Below are 15,317 nucleotides of genomic sequence, written 5' to 3'. Positions count from 1 at the left end.
CCATTCAGTTCAGGCTGAGCCGAAATGGTGCTTTTCCGGGATCCGGAGCGCAGCGTACTTTCCGTACGTGAGCACCGGAAGCCCAAAAGTTGCAGGCCTGCTGGACTGAATGGCGATCGGTCCTAGCCGTTCCCGCCCTTCTCCCGGCGCAGCTTCGCCCACCATTCCAGCCGCTTGCGCAGCTCCCGCTCGAAGCCGCGCTCCGGCGGATCGTAGAAGGTGCGGCGGCCCATCTTCTCCGGGAAATAATCCTGGCCGGAAAAGGCCTCCGGCTCGTCATGGTCGTAGCGGTAGCCTTCGCCATAGCCCTCGCCCTTCATCAGCTTGGTCGGGGCATTGAGGATGTGCTTGGGCGGCAGCAGGGAGCCATTCTCCTTCGCCGCGCGCATGGCGGACTTGTAGGCAGTATAGACGGCGTTGGATTTCGGGGCGGTGGCGAGATAGACGCAGGCCTGCGCGAGCGCCAGCTCGCCTTCCGGCGAGCCGAGGAAGTCATAGGCATCCTTCGCCGCATTGCAGACGACGAGCGCCTGCGGATCGGCAAGACCGATATCCTCCACCGCCATGCGCACCATGCGGCGGCAGAGGAACAGCGGGTCCTCGCCGGCATCCAGCATGCGGGTGAGATAGTAGAGCGCCGCATCGGGGTCCGAGCCGCGCACGGCCTTGTGCAGGGCGGAGATGAGATTGTAGTGGCCGTCCTGCGACTTGTCGTAGACCGGCGCGCGGCGCTGGACGATGCGGAAGAGATCGTCCTGGCCGAAGGTCTCGCCGGAGCGCGCCGCCCGCCACACTTCCTCGGCCAGCGTCAGCACCGCCCGCCCGTCGCCGTCGGCCATGCGCAGCAGCGAGGCGCGTGCCTCTCCGTCGAGCGGCAACGGCTTTTCCTCGATGGCCTCGGCGCGCTTCAGCAGCTCTTCCAGGCTCTGCTCGTCATGCGGCTTGAAGGTCAGCACGCGGGCGCGCGAGAGAAGAGCGGCGTTGAGCTCGAAGGACGGGTTTTCCGTCGTCGCGCCGACGAGCACGATGGTGCCGTCCTCCATGACGGGCAGGAAACTGTCCTGCTGGGCGCGGTTGAAGCGATGTATTTCGTCGACGAAAAGCAGGGTCTGGCGGCCGTCCATGCGGCGCTGGCGGGCGGCCTCGAAGACCTTCTTGAGATCGGCGACGCCGGAGAAGATCGCCGAGATCTGCTCGAAGGCAAGGCCCGTCTCGCCGGAAAGCAGGCGCGCCACCGTCGTCTTGCCGGTGCCCGGCGGGCCCCAGAAGATCATCGAGCCGAGCGAGCCCGCCTCGATCATGCGCGAGAGCACACCATCCGGACCGGTCAGGTGCTCCTGACCGGAGACCTCGCCCAGCGTGCGGGGGCGCAGGCGGTCGGCCAGGGGCCGTTTTGCCGCCATTTCCTCCGGTTCACGCGGGGCGAAGAGGTCGCTCATCGGAAGAACTGGCGGATGCGCTGGCCGTCGCGCTCGATCTCGACGCGCCAGATGGACGGATCCTCGCCGACGAGCGCGGCGAGCTTTTCGGTGGTGGTGACGGGCGTGCCGTTCAGCTCGATGACGATGTCGCGCGGCTGGAGGCCGATGCGGGCGGCGGGCGAGCCGCGGTTGATCTCGGTGATCACCACGCCGGTGGTCGTCTTGTTGGTCGGCATGCGCAGCTCCTCGGCGACGCGCGGCGAGAGGTTCGCGACGACCGCGCCGGAGAAGGGATTGCGACCCTCGATCAGCCGCTCGTCGCGCGGCGTCGTCTCGGGCGCGCGGTCGAGGGAAAGCGTCAGCTCCTGCTCCTTGCCGTCGGCGATGACGGTGATGCGGGCCGTGCCACCGATGCCGACAGTGGTGAGGCGATAGCCGAGCGCATCGGGATGCTCGACCGGGATGCCGTTGACGGCGGTGACGACCTGTCCGGCCTTCATGCCGGCCTTTTCCGCCGGGCTGCCGGGCTGGACCTGCGAAATGAGCGCGCCGCGGGCGCGGTCGAGACCGAGGGCGTCGGCAACTTCCGAGGTCACCGGATCGAAAGTCGCGCCGATGAAGGGGCGATCGAAGGTGGCGTTGCCGTTCTCCGCGCTGGCGACGAAGGTCTTCACGAGATTGGCGGGAATGGCGAAGCCGACGCCGTTCGAACCACCGCCGCGCGAGAAGATGGCGGTGTTGATGCCGATCAGCTCGCCGTTCATGTTGATGAGGCCGCCGCCGGAATTGCCGGGATTGATCGCGGCGTCCGTCTGGATGAAGAAGCCGAAATCGCCCGAGCGCACCTGGTTGCGGGCAAGCGCCGAGACGATGCCGCTCGTCACCGTCTGGCCGACGCCGAAGGGGTTGCCGATGGCCAGCACCAGATCGCCGACCTGGACAGCATCGCTGTCGCCGAGCGGCAGGGTGGCGAAATCGGCATCCGACTTGATCTTCAGCACGGCGAGGTCGACGCGCTCGTCCTTGAGTACGACGGTGCTCTCGAATTCGCGGCCGTCGGCAAGCGCGACCTTGATGTCGCTCGCGCCCTCGATGACGTGGTTGTTGGTCACCACGAAGCCCTTGGCGCCGACAATGACGCCCGAGCCGAGGGAGGACTGTTTCTCGCTGCGGTTCGGCATGCGCTGGCCGAAGAATTCCTCGAAGAAGGGGTCGCCCTCGAAGATCGAGCGGCGCTCGACGACGCGTTCGGCATAGACGTTGACGACGGCATTCTCGACCTGCTTGACGAGCGGCGCGAAGGAGAGCTGCATCTCCGTGCGCGATTGGGGCACGGTTCGCTCCTGGGCCGTTGCGGGTGTCACCAGCGCCAGCGCCATGACAACGGGGGCGGCAAGCAGGATGCGGGCTTTCAGCATGGACGAGTCTCCTTCGTTTCCACGTCACGATCAGATAGGATTTCGCAGGAAAAAAGGCAAACCGCGCCGGTCTTTTCATGCGCCGGCGCTCACGCGGCGCGCACGAAAAAGTGGTTGCCGCAAATCTTCCCCGCCGTTGAAACAACATGGGAGTTCTTTACGTAGGTATCAGGCAAGTAACCGAATGGATCGAGCCCGCCATGACCCTCTATCGCCCGCCCCGCATCAATGCCTCCGAGATCACGCCGGAAAGCTGTTTCTTCAACCGGCGCTCTTTTCTCGCCGCGGCCGCCGGCGGCATGCTGGCAGCCGCCGGAACGCCCGCCTTCGCCGAAGCGCTGAAGGCGTCGAAGAGCACCTATACCGTCGATGAGAAGCTGACGCCGGAAAAGGACGTGACCAGCTACAACAATTTCTATGAATTCGGCATGGGCAAGGGCGACCCGCAGGCGAATTCGGAGAAATTCAAGCCGACGCCCTGGACCATCAAGGTCGGCGGCCTCGTCGGCAAGCCGAAGGAATTCGGGCTGGAGGAGCTGCTGGCCATGCCGCTCGAGGACCGGGTCTACCGCATGCGCTGCGTGGAAGCCTGGTCGATGGTGATCCCCTGGGTCGGTTTTCCGCTCGCAGCACTCCTCGACAAGGTCGAGCCGCTCGGCGATGCGAAATACGTCGCCTTCGAAACAGTCGTCCGGCCGAAGGAGATGCCCGGCCAGTCCGGTTTCTTCCAGTCCCTGCCTTGGCCCTATGTCGAGGGCCTGAGGCTCGACGAGGCGCGCCATCCGCTGGCGATCCTTTCCGTCGGTGTCTACGGCAAGACGCTGCCGAACCAGAACGGCGCGCCGGTCCGCCTCGTCGTGCCGTGGAAATACGGCTTCAAGGGCATCAAGTCGATCGTGAAGATCACCCTCACCGACAAGCAGCCGCCCTCGACCTGGAATATTTCCGCACCCGAGGAATACGGCTTCTACGCCAACGTCAATCCGGAGGTCGATCACCCGCGCTGGAGCCAGGCGAGCGAGAACCGCATCGGCGAAGGCGGCTTCTTCGGCGCCAACAGGCGGCCGACCCTGCCCTTCAACGGCTATGCGGACGAGGTCGCGAGCCTCTATGCCGGCATGGACCTCAGGGCCAATTACTGATGGCTCTCCTGCCCCCCGCCCTGCCCCGCAAGTACCATGCCGCGTCGATCTGGCTGCTCTATGCCGCCGGGCTCGCGCCTGCGGCCTACGGCTTCTGGCTCGGGGCGACGGGTGGGCTTCCGGGCAATCCGGTGAAGGAATTCGAGCACCTGCTGGGGCTCTGGGCGCTGCGTTTCCTCGTCGCCACGCTCGCGATCACGCCGCTGCGCGACCTTGCCGGCATCAACTGGATCCGCTACCGGCGCGCCCTCGGGCTGCTCGCCTTCTGGTACGTGCTGATGCACTTCCTGACCTATATGGTGCTCGACCAGTACCTGAATTTCCAGGCGATCCTGATCGATATCGCCAAGCGGCCCTTCATCACCATCGGCATGGCGGCCTTCGTGTTCCTGATTCCACTGGCGCTGACCTCCAACAATTGGTCGATCCGCCGGCTGGGGCCGCGCTGGGTGAAGCTGCACCGGCTCGTCTATGTCATCGCCGCCGCGGGCGCGCTGCACTTCGCCATGTCCGTCAAGGTCGTGGGGCTGGAGCCGTGGACCTACATCGGCCTCGTCGCGCTGCTGCTTGCCTGGCGCCTCGTGCGAACGCCCTTCAATCGCTGGAAGCGCGGGGCAGGCGGACGACCGCAATTCAACAGGGCATAACAGCAAAAGGCCGGAAGATCGCTCTTCCGGCCTTTTGCTGTTTTCGTATCCCGAAGGATCAGGCTGCTTCGGCAGCAGCTTCTTCAGCGGCTACGCGGGCCTTGTCGGCTGCGCCCTTGGCATCGACGTCGCGGTCGACGAATTCGATGACGGCGAGCGGGGCGTTGTCGCCGTGGCGGAAGCCGGCCTTCATGATGCGCAGGTAGCCACCGTTACGGTTGGCATAGCGGCTTGCGATCGCGTCGAAGAGCTTCGAAACGACGGCGACGTCGCGGATCTGCGAGATCGCCTGGCGGCGAGCGTGCAGGTCGCCGCGCTTACCGAGGGTGACGAGCTTCTCCACGATCGGGCGGATTTCCTTCGCCTTCGGCAGCGTCGTTACGATCTGCTCATGCTGGATGAGCGAGGCAGCCATGTTGGCGAACATCGCCTTGCGGTGGCTGGCGGTACGGTTGAGTTTGCGACCCGAATTCTGGTGGCGCATCTCGATTCTCCTTCACATGCAGGCAGTCGCCTGCCGTTTGATGGTGGCGCATGTCCGTCCCGCCTTGCGGGACAAAGGGACATGCGCAGTTCATAGATGCTAAGGCCAGCTTTACGCGCCCCGAGGGGCGCGATCGGCCTTAGTACTGGTCTTCGTAGCGCTTGGCGAGATCTTCGATGTTCTCCGGCGGCCATGCGGGCACTTCCATGCCGAGGTGCAGGCCCATGGAAGCGAGAACTTCCTTGATCTCGTTGAGCGACTTGCGACCAAAATTCGGAGTGCGAAGCATTTCGGCTTCGGTCTTCTGAATGAGATCGCCGATATAGACGATGTTGTCGTTCTTCAGGCAGTTCGCCGAACGGACCGAAAGTTCCAGTTCGTCGACCTTCTTGAGGAGCGCCGGGTTGAACGCCAGTTCCGTGACCGATTCTTCCTCGGCTTCCTTCTGCGGTTCGTCGAAGTTGACGAAGACCGAGAGCTGGTCCTGAAGAATGCGGGCCGCGAACGCGATCGCATCTTCGCCCGTGACGGAACCGTCGGTTTCGATGGTCATCGTCAGCTTGTCGTAGTCGAGAACCTGGCCTTCACGGGTGTTTTCCACCTTGTAGGACACTTTCTTGACCGGCGAGTAGAGGCTGTCGACCGGGATGAGGCCGATCGGTGCGTCTTCGGAGCGGTTGCGGTCGGCCGGGACGTAGCCCTTGCCGTTGTTGACCGTGAACTCCATGCGGATTTCCGCGCCCTCGTCGAGGGTGCAGATGACGTGGTCGGGGTTCAGGATCTCAATGTCGCCGACCGTCTGGATGTCACCAGCCGTTACGACGCCCGGACCCTGCTTGCGCACGACCATGCGCTTGGAATCGTCGCCATCCATCTTGATGGCGATTTCCTTGATGTTGAGCACGATGTCCGTCACATCTTCCCGGACGCCCGGGATGGAGGAGAACTCGTGCAGGACGCCGTCGATCTGCACGGCGGTAACAGCCGCACCGCGCAGCGACGACAGGAGCACGCGACGCAGCGCGTTGCCGAGCGTCAGGCCGAAGCCACGCTCCAGCGGCTCGGCAACAAGGCTTGCCTTGGTGCGGCCGGAGGAGGTGAATTCCACCTTGTTCGGCTTGATCAGTTCCTGCCAGTTTTTCTGGATCATGTGTTTTGCCTTCCGTTCGCCGCCACCATCCAATCGTGACGGCCGAGCCCTGAAGTACCGCGGAAGCCGGATGGCCTCCACGGTTGTTTGAAGTCGATGATCAGACGCGGCGCTTCTTGCGCGGACGGCAACCGTTGTGCGGGATCGGGGTCACGTCGCGGATGGACGTGATCATGAAGCCGGCAGCCTGGAGGGCGCGCAGAGCCGATTCACGGCCGGAACCCGGACCGCAGACTTCGACTTCCAGCGACTTCATGCCGTGTTCCTGGGCCTTCTTGGCGCAGTCTTCGGCAGCGATCTGGGCAGCGAACGGGGTCGACTTGCGCGAACCCTTGAAGCCCTTTGCACCGGCGGACGACCAGGCAATCGCGTTACCCTGTGCGTCGGTGATGGTGATCATCGTGTTGTTGAACGAAGAATTGACGTGAGCAACACCCGAGGTGATGTTCTTGCGTTCGCGACGGCGGACGCGTGCGGCTTCCTTGGCCATGGGTAGTCCTTTCGTTGATCTCGACACCGCCGTAATGCCAGCGGCTCCACCGGGCGGGGTCGAAACCCTGCCCTGAACAGTATTTGCAGACATGCCCGAAGGCTTCCGTCTGCGGCGATATCGTCACTGCCGTAGTACCAGCAGCTCCACCGACCGGGATCCTGACAAAGGACAAGACCCCGCTCGAAACTCAAAAGAGGCCGGCGCGAAGCGCCAGCCTCCCGTTCCCCGTTTCCGGGAAATTACTTCTTCTTGCCTGCGATGGCCTTGGCCGGACCCTTGCGGGTACGGGCGTTGGTGTGCGTGCGCTGACCGCGAACCGGGAGGCTACGACGGTGACGCAGACCACGGTAGCAACCGAGGTCCATGAGACGCTTGATGTTCATCGAAGTTTCGCGACGCAGGTCGCCTTCGACCTGGTAGTCGCGGTCGATGGCTTCACGGATCTGCAGGATTTCTGCGTCCGTGAGCTGATGCACGCGACGATCAGCCGGGATACCGACCTTCTCGATGATTTCCTGTGCAAACTTCGGGCCGATCCCGTGAATGTAACGGAGCGCGATTACGACGCGCTTCGCGGTCGGGATGTTGACGCCAGCGATACGTGCCACGCCTGTTCTCCTTGCTTCCAGTTGCCATCCGGCAAGTGGTCTTCTTCATTCGATACGGCCACGAAAGCCGCTGCTCAATCTGATGTTCGGGACATGTCGAAAACGACCGTACCCGGACTTCGTTCTTCGAAATCCGCGCCGATCGCAATGGTATGTCGCGAGTTGGCGCTGTCTTAAGGGGAATCGGCCGAAAAAGTCAACTCCCCGGCCGTCCTTTTTAACCTGATATCAGGCGTTCTCGAGGATTCCCGCGATCTGCGCGGTCACCTTGTCGACATCGGCCATGCCGTCGACCGTCTGAAGCTTGCCCGTCGAAGCGTAGTAGTTCGACAGCGGCGCGGTCTTCTCACGGTATTCCGTGAGGCGACGCTTGAAGGCTTCCGGATTGTCGTCGGAGCGAACCGTGCCGCCGGCGGCAATGGTTTCGGCTACGCGATTCTCCATGCGCTTGACCAGCGCATCTTCGTCCACCTTCAGCTCGATGACCGCATCGAGCGCGATGCCCTTGCCGGCGAGGATCCCGTCGAGGGCTTCCGCCTGGGGAACCGTGCGCGGATAGCCGTCGAGGATGAAGCCCTTGGCACAGTCCGGCGAATCGATGCGGTCGGAAACGATCTCGTTGACGATCGCGTCGGAGACGAGCTGGCCGGCATCCATGACGGCCTTGGCGCGCTTGCCGACATCCGTTCCGGCGGCGACGGCCGCGCGCAGCATGTCACCCGTGGAAAGCTGCGGAATGCCGTGCCTTTCCGTCAGGAGCTTGGCTTGAGTCCCCTTGCCAGCGCCGGGCGGTCCCAGAAAAATCAGTCTCATCGTCCCCTCTTTCCTCCACGCAGCTTCGACTTCTTGATCAGCCCCTCATACTGCTGGGCGATCAGGTGGCCCTGTATCTGTGCTACAGTATCCAGGGTCACGCTGACAACAATCAAAAGCGACGTACCACCAAGGTAGAATGGCACCCCGGTCTGCGCGATCAGGATTTCGGGAAGGATACAGACGAACATCAGGTAAATGGCGCCGACGACCGTGATGCGGGTCAGCACGTAGTCGATATATTCGGCGGTGCGCTCGCCCGGACGGATGCCCGGAATGAAGCCGCCGTGCTTCTTCAGATTGTCGGCCGTGTCCTTCGGATTGAAGACGATGGCCGTGTAGAAGAAGGCGAAGAAGGCGATCATGGCGGCGTAGAGCACCATGTAGAGCGGCTTGCCGTGGCCGAGCGAGGCGATGATCGTCGTCGCCCAGTTCGGCATCGCAGCCGTATTCGAGAAGCCCGCGACCGTTGCCGGCAGCAGCAGCAGCGAGGAGGCGAAGATCGCCGGGATGACGCCCGAGGTGTTCAGCTTCAGCGGCAGGTGCGAGGTATCGCCCTGGAACATGCGGTTGCCGACCTGGCGTTTCGGATACTGGATCAGCAGGCGGCGCTGGGCGCGTTCGACGAAGACGATGAGCGCGATGACGCAGACTGCCATGACGACGACCGCAAGCACGACGCCGATGGAAAGCTGGCCGGTACGGCCGAGTTCCAGCGTGTTGCCGAGGGCGCGCGGCAGGGCCGCGACGATGCCGGCGAAGATGATCAGCGAAATGCCGTTGCCGATGCCGCGCGAGGTGATCTGCTCACCGAGCCACATCAGGAACATGGTGCCGCCAAGCAGCGAGATGACGGTGGATATGCGGAAGAACCAGCCCGGATCGTTGACCAGCCCTGCCCCGCTCTCAAGGCCCACCGCGATGCCGTAGGCCTGCAGCGTGCCGAGCAGCACCGTGCCGTAGCGGGTGTACTGGTTGATGATCTTGCGGCCCTGCTCGCCTTCCTTCTTCAGCTGCTCCAGCGAGGGAACGACCGAAGTCATCAGCTGCACGATGATCGACGCGGAAATGTACGGCATGATGCCGAGCGCGAAGATCGCCATGCGCTCGACGGCGCCGCCGGAGAACATGTTGAAGAGGCCGAGAATACCGCCCGACTGGCCGCGGAAGGCCTGTGCGAAGGCTTCGGCGTTGAGGCCCGGCAGGGGAATATGGGTGCCGAGCCGATAGACGATCAGCGCGCCCAGCGTGAACCAGAGGCGCTTCTTCAGGTCTTCCGCCTTGGCGAAAGTCGAGAAGTTGAGGTTAGAGGCAAGTTGTTCCGCTGCCGAAGCCATGCATTTCTCCGCGAAGCCGATCCGGCGGCGGTAACGCCCGGCCAGGTCCGGATTGGCTGATCCGTTGGCATTCGCGCCCGGCCCTCCCCGGACCGATCGCCAATGCTGAAATTCGTCGTGCCTGCCTGCGCCGTTGCGGCGAAGCGGGCGGATGGAGCCTAAACCGGTTGAAACGCGGATTGTCAAGCAATCCCGGCCTCACCCTGGCTTTTATTCCGGATAACGATGGGGACGAGAATCCCGACGGTCGTTGTGAGGCTCACATATGGGAGCAAAATCGCCCGGTGTGAAGCACACCGGGCGACTATTTTGTCGAATTATTCCGCGGCTTCCGCTGCTGCGGCCAGCAGCTTCACCGAGCCGCCGGCCTTTTCGATCTTCTCGACCGCAGGCTTGGAGGCGCCGGCGACCTCGAAGGCGACCTTGGCCTTCAGTTCGCCGTCGGCGAGGATGCGCACGCCGTCCTTTTCGCGGCGGATGACGCCGGCAGCCTTGAGAGCGGCTGCGTCAACGGTCGCCTTGGCATCGAGCTTGCCGGCATCGATTGCCTTCTGGACGCGGTCCAGGGAAACGATGACGAAGTCGGATGCGAAGATGTTGTTGAAGCCGCGCTTCGGCAGGCGACGGTAGATGGGCATCTGACCGCCTTCGAAGCCGTTGATGGCGACGCCCGAACGAGCCTTCTGACCCTTGACACCGCGACCACCGGTCTTGCCCTTGCCGGAGCCGATACCGCGACCGAGGCGCTTGCGGCCCTTCGAAGAACCTTCGTTGTCCTTGATTTCGTTAAGCTTCATGATCTCTACTCCCTCACTTCTCGTCGACGACGCGAACGAGGTGCTGGACGGCACGGATCATGCCGCGGACAGACGGGGTGTCTTCCAGCGTGCGAACCCGGTGCATCTTGTTGAGGCCCAGGCCGACGAGCGTTGCGCGCTGTACGGCCGGACGGCGGATGGGGCTGCCGATCTGCTCGACAGTCACCGTCTTCTTGGCGGTTTCTTTCTTAGCCATGGATCAGTGCTCCTTATTCTTCAGCAGCAACGCCAGCCGACTGACGACGAGCCTGCAGCGTGGCGTACTTCATGCCGCGCTGAGCTGCGATGTCCTTCGGGTGCATCTGGCTCTTGAGAGCGTCGAACGTCGCACGGATCATGTTGTACGGGTTCGAGGAACCGGTCGACTTGGCGACGACGTCATGAACGCCGAGCGTTTCGAAGACGGCGCGCATCGGGCCGCCGGCGATGATGCCGGTACCGGCCTTGGCCGAACGAAGCAGAACCTTGCCGGCGCCGTGGCGGCCGTGCACGTCGTGGTGCAGCGTGCGGCCCGAGCGCAGCGGGACGAAGATGAGGTCGCGCTTGGCGGCTTCGGTGGCCTTCCGGATCGCTTCCGGAACTTCACGAGCCTTGCCATGGCCGAAGCCGACGCGGCCCTTCTGGTCGCCGACGACGACGAGAGCTGCGAAACCGAAACGACGGCCGCCCTTGACGACCTTCGCGACGCGGTTGATCGCGACGAGCTTGTCGACAAACTCGCTGTCGCGCTCTTCGCGGTTCTGGCGGTCATCGCGACCGCGCTTTTCCTGTGCCATTGTCCTTTTCCTTTTTCTTTTCCGGGTGCAATCGGCAGATTGACGAAAGTCGCCTCCATTTCAGGAATGGAAGCGACCAATACCCTGAGCTGGTCGGCGGGCGCCGGAGCGCCCGACCGAGGATCAGAAGTTCAGACCACCTTCACGGGCTGCGTCGGCAAGAGCCTTGACGCGGCCGTGATAGAGGAAGGCGCCACGGTCGAAGACGACGTCCTTGACGCCGGCCTTGACTGCGCGCTCGGCAATGAGCTTGCCGACGGCAGCAGCTGCTGCCGTGTCGGCGCCCGTCTTCAGCGACGAACGCAGATCGGTGTCGAGCGTCGAAGCGGCGGCAAGGGTCTTGCCGGCCACGTCGTCGATGACCTGTACGTAGATGTTCTTCGACGAGCGATGAACCGACAGGCGCGGACGGCCGTTGGCGACCGCCTTGATGGAACGGCGCACGCGGTTGGCGCGGCGCACGAGAGCTTCTTTAGTGCTAGCCATTTCGCGTGATCCTTACTTCTTCTTGCCTTCCTTGCGGACGATGCGTTCTTCCGCATACTTGACGCCCTTGCCCTTGTAGGGCTCGGGGCCACGGTATTCGCGGATTTCGGCGGCGACCTGGCCGACCTGCTGCTTGCTGATGCCGGTGACGATGATTTCGGTCGGCTTCGGAACAGCGATCGTGATGCCTTCCGGCGTCTGGTAGACGACGTCGTGGCTGAAACCGAGGGCCAGCTGCAGGTTCTTGCCCTGCATGGACGCGCGGTAGCCGACGCCGTTGATTTCGAGCTTGCGCTCGTAACCGTCCTTCACGCCCTTGAAGATGCCTTCGATCATCGTGCGGGACATGCCCCACTTCGAACGCGCATCCTTGGACTGGTTGACCGGCTGAACGACAACGGCGTTGTCTTCGAGCTTGACCGAAACTTCGTCATTGGCGACGAAGAACAGTTCGCCCTTCGGGCCCTTGGCGGTAACCTTCTGACCGTCGACGGTCGCGGTGACACCAGCGGGAACCGGAACGGGCTTCTTACCGATACGAGACATTGTTTTATCCTGTCTGTTCGTTATGGAGATCCCTGCCCTGTCTTAGAAGACAGAGCAAAGAATCTCGCCACCAACGTTCTGTTCGCGTGCCTGGTGATCGGCCATCACGCCCTTCGGGGTCGAAAGGATGGTGATGCCGAGGCCGTTCGCGACCTGCGGAATGGACTTTACCGAGACATAGACCCGGCGGCCCGGCTTGGAGACGCGGTCGATCTTGCGGATCACCGATGCGCCTTCGTAGTACTTGAGTTCGATGTTCAGCTCGGCCTTGCCGTTGCCGAATTCGACTTCGGAGTATCCGCGGATGTAGCCTTCAGCCTGAAGAACATCCAGAACGCGAGCGCGCAGCTTGGAAGCCGGCGTGGAAACGCTCGACTTGCGGCGTGCGGCGCCGTTGCGGATACGGGTGAGCATATCGCCCAGGGGATCAGTCATTGCCATGTACCCGTCTCCTTACCAGCTCGACTTGACGATACCCGGCACCTTGCCGAGATTGCCCAGTTCGCGAAGCGCAATACGCGACATCTTGAGTTTGCGATAGAAAGCGCGCGGACGGCCCGTGACTTCGCAACGGTTGCGAATGCGGGTCTTGGAGCCATTGCGCGGCATTTCGGCAAGCTTCAGGGTTGCCTTGAAGCGCTCTTCGATCGGAAGAGACTGGTTCATGATGACCGCCTTGAGAGCGGCGCGCTTGGAAGCCTGGCTGGCGACAAGCTTGCGGCGACGGTTATTCTTTTCTACTGCGCTGGTTTTAGCCATAACAGTTATCCTTCTTTACGCTTGTCGTTACGGGTCAGGCGCGGAACGGGAAGTTGAACTCTTTCAGAAGAGCCCGTGCTTCGTCGTCCGTCTTTGCCGTCGTGCAAACGATGATGTCCATGCCCCACATCTGATCAACCTTGTCGTAGTTGATCTCAGGGAACACAATGTGCTCCTTGACGCCCATGGCGAAGTTGCCACGGCCATCGAAGGACTTCGGGTTCAGACCACGGAAGTCGCGTACGCGGGGCAGCGCGATGTTCACGAGGCGATCCAGAAATTCGTACATGCGGGCGCCGCGCAGGGTGACCTTCGCGCCGATCGGCATGCCTTCACGGACCTTGAAGCCCGCGATGGAGTTGCGGGCGCGCGTGATGACCGGCTTCTGGCCGGAGATCGCTGCGAGGTCGGCAGCTGCAACGGTGGGCTTCTTGGAGTCCGCCGTGGCTTCGCCTACGCCCATGTTGATGACGATCTTGTCGAGACGCGGAATCTGCATCTCGTTGGCGAAGGAGAACTGCTCCTGAAGCGCCTTGCGGATACGCTCGACGTATTCCTTCTTGAGGCGCGGCTCATACTTGGTGTCAGCCATCGATCGACACTCCCGAACGCTTTGCTACACGAACCTTCTTGTCGCCCTCGACCTTGAAACCGACGCGGGTCGGCTTGCCGTCCTTGGGGTCGGCGATCGCGATGTTCGACAGATGGATCGAAGCTTCCTTGGTGATGATGCCGGCTTCCTGGGTCTGGGTCTGGCGCTGGTGACGCTTCACCAGGTTGATACCCTTGACGACCGCACGGTCTTCCTTCGGCATGACCTGAACGACTTCACCGGTACGGCCCTTGTCCTTGCCGGTGAGTACGACGACCTTGTCGCCTTTACGAATCTTTTGCATAGCCATCGCTCCTTAGAGTACTTCGGGAGCCAGCGAGATGATCTTCATGTGGTTCTTGGCGCGAAGTTCGCGCGGAACCGGTCCGAAGATACGGGTGCCGATCGGCTCTTTCTTGTTGTCGATCAGGACAGCGGCGTTGCTGTCGAAACGAATGACGCTGCCGTCGGCGCGACGGATGTCCTTGGCGGTGCGTACGACGACCGCCTTCATCACGTCACCCTTCTTCACGCGGCCGCGCGGGATGGCTTCCTTGATCGAGACGACGATAATGTCGCCGACCGAAGCGTACTTGCGCTTGGAGCCGCCCAGCACCTTGATGCACATGACACGACGTGCGCCGGAATTATCCGCGACGTCGAGGTTAGTCTGCATCTGAATCATGTCAGGTCGCCTTCTTGTTTTACCGGACCGGTTGGGTGTTAGCCCCCTGTTCCAGCTTATGGAAATTCATGTTTTCGCGCGGGATGGTGTGTTGCCAGGGTGGTTTCCCTTCGGCGAACCGACGGACCTTCCGTGCGCTCAAAGCAAAAGAACGCTCGCGATTCCGAGCGTCCTTGCGCTGCTTCATACAGATTTCCGCGCCAGACGCAAGGGCCTGGCGCAAAATCCGATGATTTAAGCCTGGGCCGATACGACGGTCCAGCGCTTGTCCTTGGAGATCGGTGCACATTCCTGGATGGAAACGACATCGCCGACCTTGTACTGGTTGGTCTCGTCATGCGCCTTGTACTTCTTCGACCGGCGAACGGTCTTCTGAAGCAGCGGGTGGGCAAAACGGCGCTCGACGCGGACGACAACGGTCTTGTCGTTCTTGTCGCTGACTACGGTGCCCTGCAGAATGCGTTTCGGCATATTTTTCTGGTCCTTAGGCCTTGGCTTCTGCCGCCTTCTGGCGGGCAATGGTCTTGACGCGCGCGATGTCCTTACGGACTTCGTTGATACGCGAGGTCTTTTCAAGCTGGCCGGTGGCCTTCTGGAAGCGCAGGTTGAACTGCTCTTTCTTCAGCTTGGCAAGCTCGTCGTTGAGCTGGTCGGCGCTGAGCGCCCGGACGTCTGCGGCTTTCATCGCTCTCGCTCCTTACTCTGCAATGCGCTGTACGAAGCGCGTCTTGACCGAGAGCTTGGCCGAGCCGAGGCGAAGCGCTTCACGCGCGATTTCCTCGGAAACGCCGTCGATCTCGAACATCATACGGCCGGGCTTGACCTTGGCTGCCCAGTATTCGACCGAACCCTTACCCTTACCCATGCGGACTTCCGTGGGCTTTGCGGTAACCGGGGTGTCGGGGAACACGCGGATCCACACACGGCCGGCACGCTTCATGTAACGGGTGATCGCGCGGCGGGCCGCTTCGATCTCGCGAGCGTTCACGCGGTTCGGTTCCTGAGCCTTCAAGCCGAACTCGCCGAAGGCGAGCTCGGAGCCGCCCTTGGCGACGCCCTTGATGCGGCCCTTGAACTGCTTGCGGTACTTGGTACGCTTTGGCTGCAACATTTTTTTACTTCTCCGATATTGGCTGCCAAAC

The 15,317-nt window shown here is 62.5% G+C and carries 23 protein-coding genes; 2 read left to right on the top strand and 21 right to left on the bottom strand.

Annotated elements, in window-relative coordinates; genetic code table 11:
- Positions 1–122: 122 nt before the first annotated feature.
- Positions 123–1,439 (bottom strand): replication-associated recombination protein A, encoded by a 1,317-nt coding sequence (locus ShzoTeo12_RS04885; protein WP_318911429.1) that lies wholly within the window; start codon positions 1,437–1,439, stop codon positions 123–125.
- A complete protein-coding gene (locus ShzoTeo12_RS04880; protein WP_413251120.1) occupies positions 1,436–2,839 on the bottom strand; it encodes a DegQ family serine endoprotease in 1,404 nt (467 codons plus the stop codon). The genes ShzoTeo12_RS04885 and ShzoTeo12_RS04880 overlap by 4 nt, the downstream gene beginning before the upstream one ends.
- Positions 2,840–3,039: 200 nt before the next feature.
- Here ShzoTeo12_RS04880 and msrP point away from each other — a divergent pair, with 200 nt between their 5' ends.
- Both msrP and msrQ read left to right on the top strand, forming a co-directional pair.
- On the top strand, positions 3,040–3,981 hold the full coding sequence (gene msrP / locus ShzoTeo12_RS04875) for a protein-methionine-sulfoxide reductase catalytic subunit MsrP (RefSeq protein WP_318911428.1): 942 nt from the start codon (positions 3,040–3,042) through the stop codon (positions 3,979–3,981).
- A complete protein-coding gene (gene msrQ / locus ShzoTeo12_RS04870) occupies positions 3,981–4,628 on the top strand; it encodes a protein-methionine-sulfoxide reductase heme-binding subunit MsrQ (RefSeq protein ID WP_318911427.1) in 648 nt (215 codons plus the stop codon). Before msrP ends, msrQ begins: the two co-directional genes overlap by 1 nt.
- Before the next feature lie 58 nt (positions 4,629–4,686).
- On the opposite strand, the gene rplQ is transcribed toward msrQ, so the two are convergent.
- From rplQ to rplP, 19 genes are all read right to left on the bottom strand, one after another.
- On the bottom strand, positions 4,687–5,112 hold the full coding sequence (gene rplQ, locus ShzoTeo12_RS04865; protein ID WP_119258413.1) for a 50S ribosomal protein L17: 426 nt from the start codon (positions 5,110–5,112) through the stop codon (positions 4,687–4,689).
- Between the two features lie 139 nt (positions 5,113–5,251).
- Complete coding sequence (locus ShzoTeo12_RS04860; protein ID WP_119258414.1) at positions 5,252–6,262, bottom strand: DNA-directed RNA polymerase subunit alpha; 1,011 nt, start codon at positions 6,260–6,262, stop codon at positions 5,252–5,254.
- A 100-nt stretch (positions 6,263–6,362) separates the two neighbouring features.
- Positions 6,363–6,752, bottom strand: a complete 390-nt coding sequence (rpsK, locus tag ShzoTeo12_RS04855; RefSeq protein ID WP_023513823.1) for a 30S ribosomal protein S11 — start codon at positions 6,750–6,752, stop codon at positions 6,363–6,365.
- Between the two features lie 242 nt (positions 6,753–6,994).
- Complete coding sequence (gene rpsM / locus ShzoTeo12_RS04850) at positions 6,995–7,363, bottom strand: 30S ribosomal protein S13 (RefSeq protein WP_119258415.1); 369 nt, start codon at positions 7,361–7,363, stop codon at positions 6,995–6,997.
- A 228-nt stretch (positions 7,364–7,591) separates the two neighbouring features.
- The gene (locus ShzoTeo12_RS04845) at positions 7,592–8,176 is read right to left on the bottom strand and encodes an adenylate kinase (protein ID WP_119258416.1); all 585 of its coding nucleotides are present in this window, start codon (positions 8,174–8,176) and stop codon (positions 7,592–7,594) included.
- Positions 8,173–9,513 (bottom strand): preprotein translocase subunit SecY, encoded by a 1,341-nt coding sequence (gene secY, locus ShzoTeo12_RS04840; protein WP_119258417.1) that lies wholly within the window; start codon positions 9,511–9,513, stop codon positions 8,173–8,175. The genes ShzoTeo12_RS04845 and secY overlap by 4 nt, the downstream gene beginning before the upstream one ends.
- A gap of 317 nt (positions 9,514–9,830) precedes the next feature.
- Positions 9,831–10,310 (bottom strand): 50S ribosomal protein L15, encoded by a 480-nt coding sequence (gene rplO / locus ShzoTeo12_RS04835; RefSeq protein WP_119258418.1) that lies wholly within the window; start codon positions 10,308–10,310, stop codon positions 9,831–9,833.
- Positions 10,311–10,323: 13 nt separating this feature from the next.
- Positions 10,324–10,527, bottom strand: a complete 204-nt coding sequence (gene rpmD, locus ShzoTeo12_RS04830) for a 50S ribosomal protein L30 (protein ID WP_119258419.1) — start codon at positions 10,525–10,527, stop codon at positions 10,324–10,326.
- 13 nt (positions 10,528–10,540) lie between these two features.
- On the bottom strand, positions 10,541–11,107 hold the full coding sequence (gene rpsE / locus ShzoTeo12_RS04825; RefSeq protein WP_119258420.1) for a 30S ribosomal protein S5: 567 nt from the start codon (positions 11,105–11,107) through the stop codon (positions 10,541–10,543).
- A 123-nt stretch (positions 11,108–11,230) separates the two neighbouring features.
- Complete coding sequence (rplR, locus tag ShzoTeo12_RS04820; protein ID WP_119258421.1) at positions 11,231–11,593, bottom strand: 50S ribosomal protein L18; 363 nt, start codon at positions 11,591–11,593, stop codon at positions 11,231–11,233.
- 12 nt (positions 11,594–11,605) lie between these two features.
- On the bottom strand, positions 11,606–12,139 hold the full coding sequence (gene rplF, locus ShzoTeo12_RS04815) for a 50S ribosomal protein L6 (RefSeq protein WP_119258422.1): 534 nt from the start codon (positions 12,137–12,139) through the stop codon (positions 11,606–11,608).
- A gap of 42 nt (positions 12,140–12,181) precedes the next feature.
- Positions 12,182–12,580, bottom strand: coding sequence for a 30S ribosomal protein S8 (gene rpsH, locus ShzoTeo12_RS04810; protein WP_064329860.1), 399 nt, complete (start codon positions 12,578–12,580; stop codon positions 12,182–12,184).
- 12 nt (positions 12,581–12,592) lie between these two features.
- Positions 12,593–12,898 (bottom strand): 30S ribosomal protein S14, encoded by a 306-nt coding sequence (gene rpsN, locus ShzoTeo12_RS04805; protein WP_119258423.1) that lies wholly within the window; start codon positions 12,896–12,898, stop codon positions 12,593–12,595.
- 34 nt (positions 12,899–12,932) lie between these two features.
- Positions 12,933–13,490 (bottom strand): 50S ribosomal protein L5, encoded by a 558-nt coding sequence (gene rplE / locus ShzoTeo12_RS04800; protein WP_119258424.1) that lies wholly within the window; start codon positions 13,488–13,490, stop codon positions 12,933–12,935.
- Entirely contained in the window at positions 13,483–13,794 is a 312-nt protein-coding gene (rplX, locus tag ShzoTeo12_RS04795; RefSeq protein ID WP_024270443.1) for a 50S ribosomal protein L24, read from the bottom strand. The genes rplE and rplX overlap by 8 nt, the downstream gene beginning before the upstream one ends.
- Before the next feature lie 12 nt (positions 13,795–13,806).
- A complete protein-coding gene (rplN, locus tag ShzoTeo12_RS04790; protein WP_119258425.1) occupies positions 13,807–14,175 on the bottom strand; it encodes a 50S ribosomal protein L14 in 369 nt (122 codons plus the stop codon).
- 234 nt (positions 14,176–14,409) lie between these two features.
- Positions 14,410–14,646, bottom strand: a complete 237-nt coding sequence (gene rpsQ, locus ShzoTeo12_RS04785) for a 30S ribosomal protein S17 (protein ID WP_119258426.1) — start codon at positions 14,644–14,646, stop codon at positions 14,410–14,412.
- Between the two features lie 13 nt (positions 14,647–14,659).
- Complete coding sequence (gene rpmC / locus ShzoTeo12_RS04780; protein ID WP_119258427.1) at positions 14,660–14,860, bottom strand: 50S ribosomal protein L29; 201 nt, start codon at positions 14,858–14,860, stop codon at positions 14,660–14,662.
- Between the two features lie 12 nt (positions 14,861–14,872).
- Positions 14,873–15,286: a 50S ribosomal protein L16 gene (gene rplP / locus ShzoTeo12_RS04775; protein WP_119258428.1), complete on the bottom strand. Its 414-nt coding sequence runs from the start codon at positions 15,284–15,286 to the stop codon at positions 14,873–14,875.
- Positions 15,287–15,317: the final 31 nt, after the last annotated feature.

This window comes from Shinella zoogloeoides (assembly GCF_033705735.1).
In the GTDB taxonomy this organism is placed as follows: Bacteria; Pseudomonadota; Alphaproteobacteria; order Rhizobiales; family Rhizobiaceae; genus Shinella; species Shinella zoogloeoides_A.
This window is presented reverse-complemented; position numbering and strand designations above follow the sequence as displayed.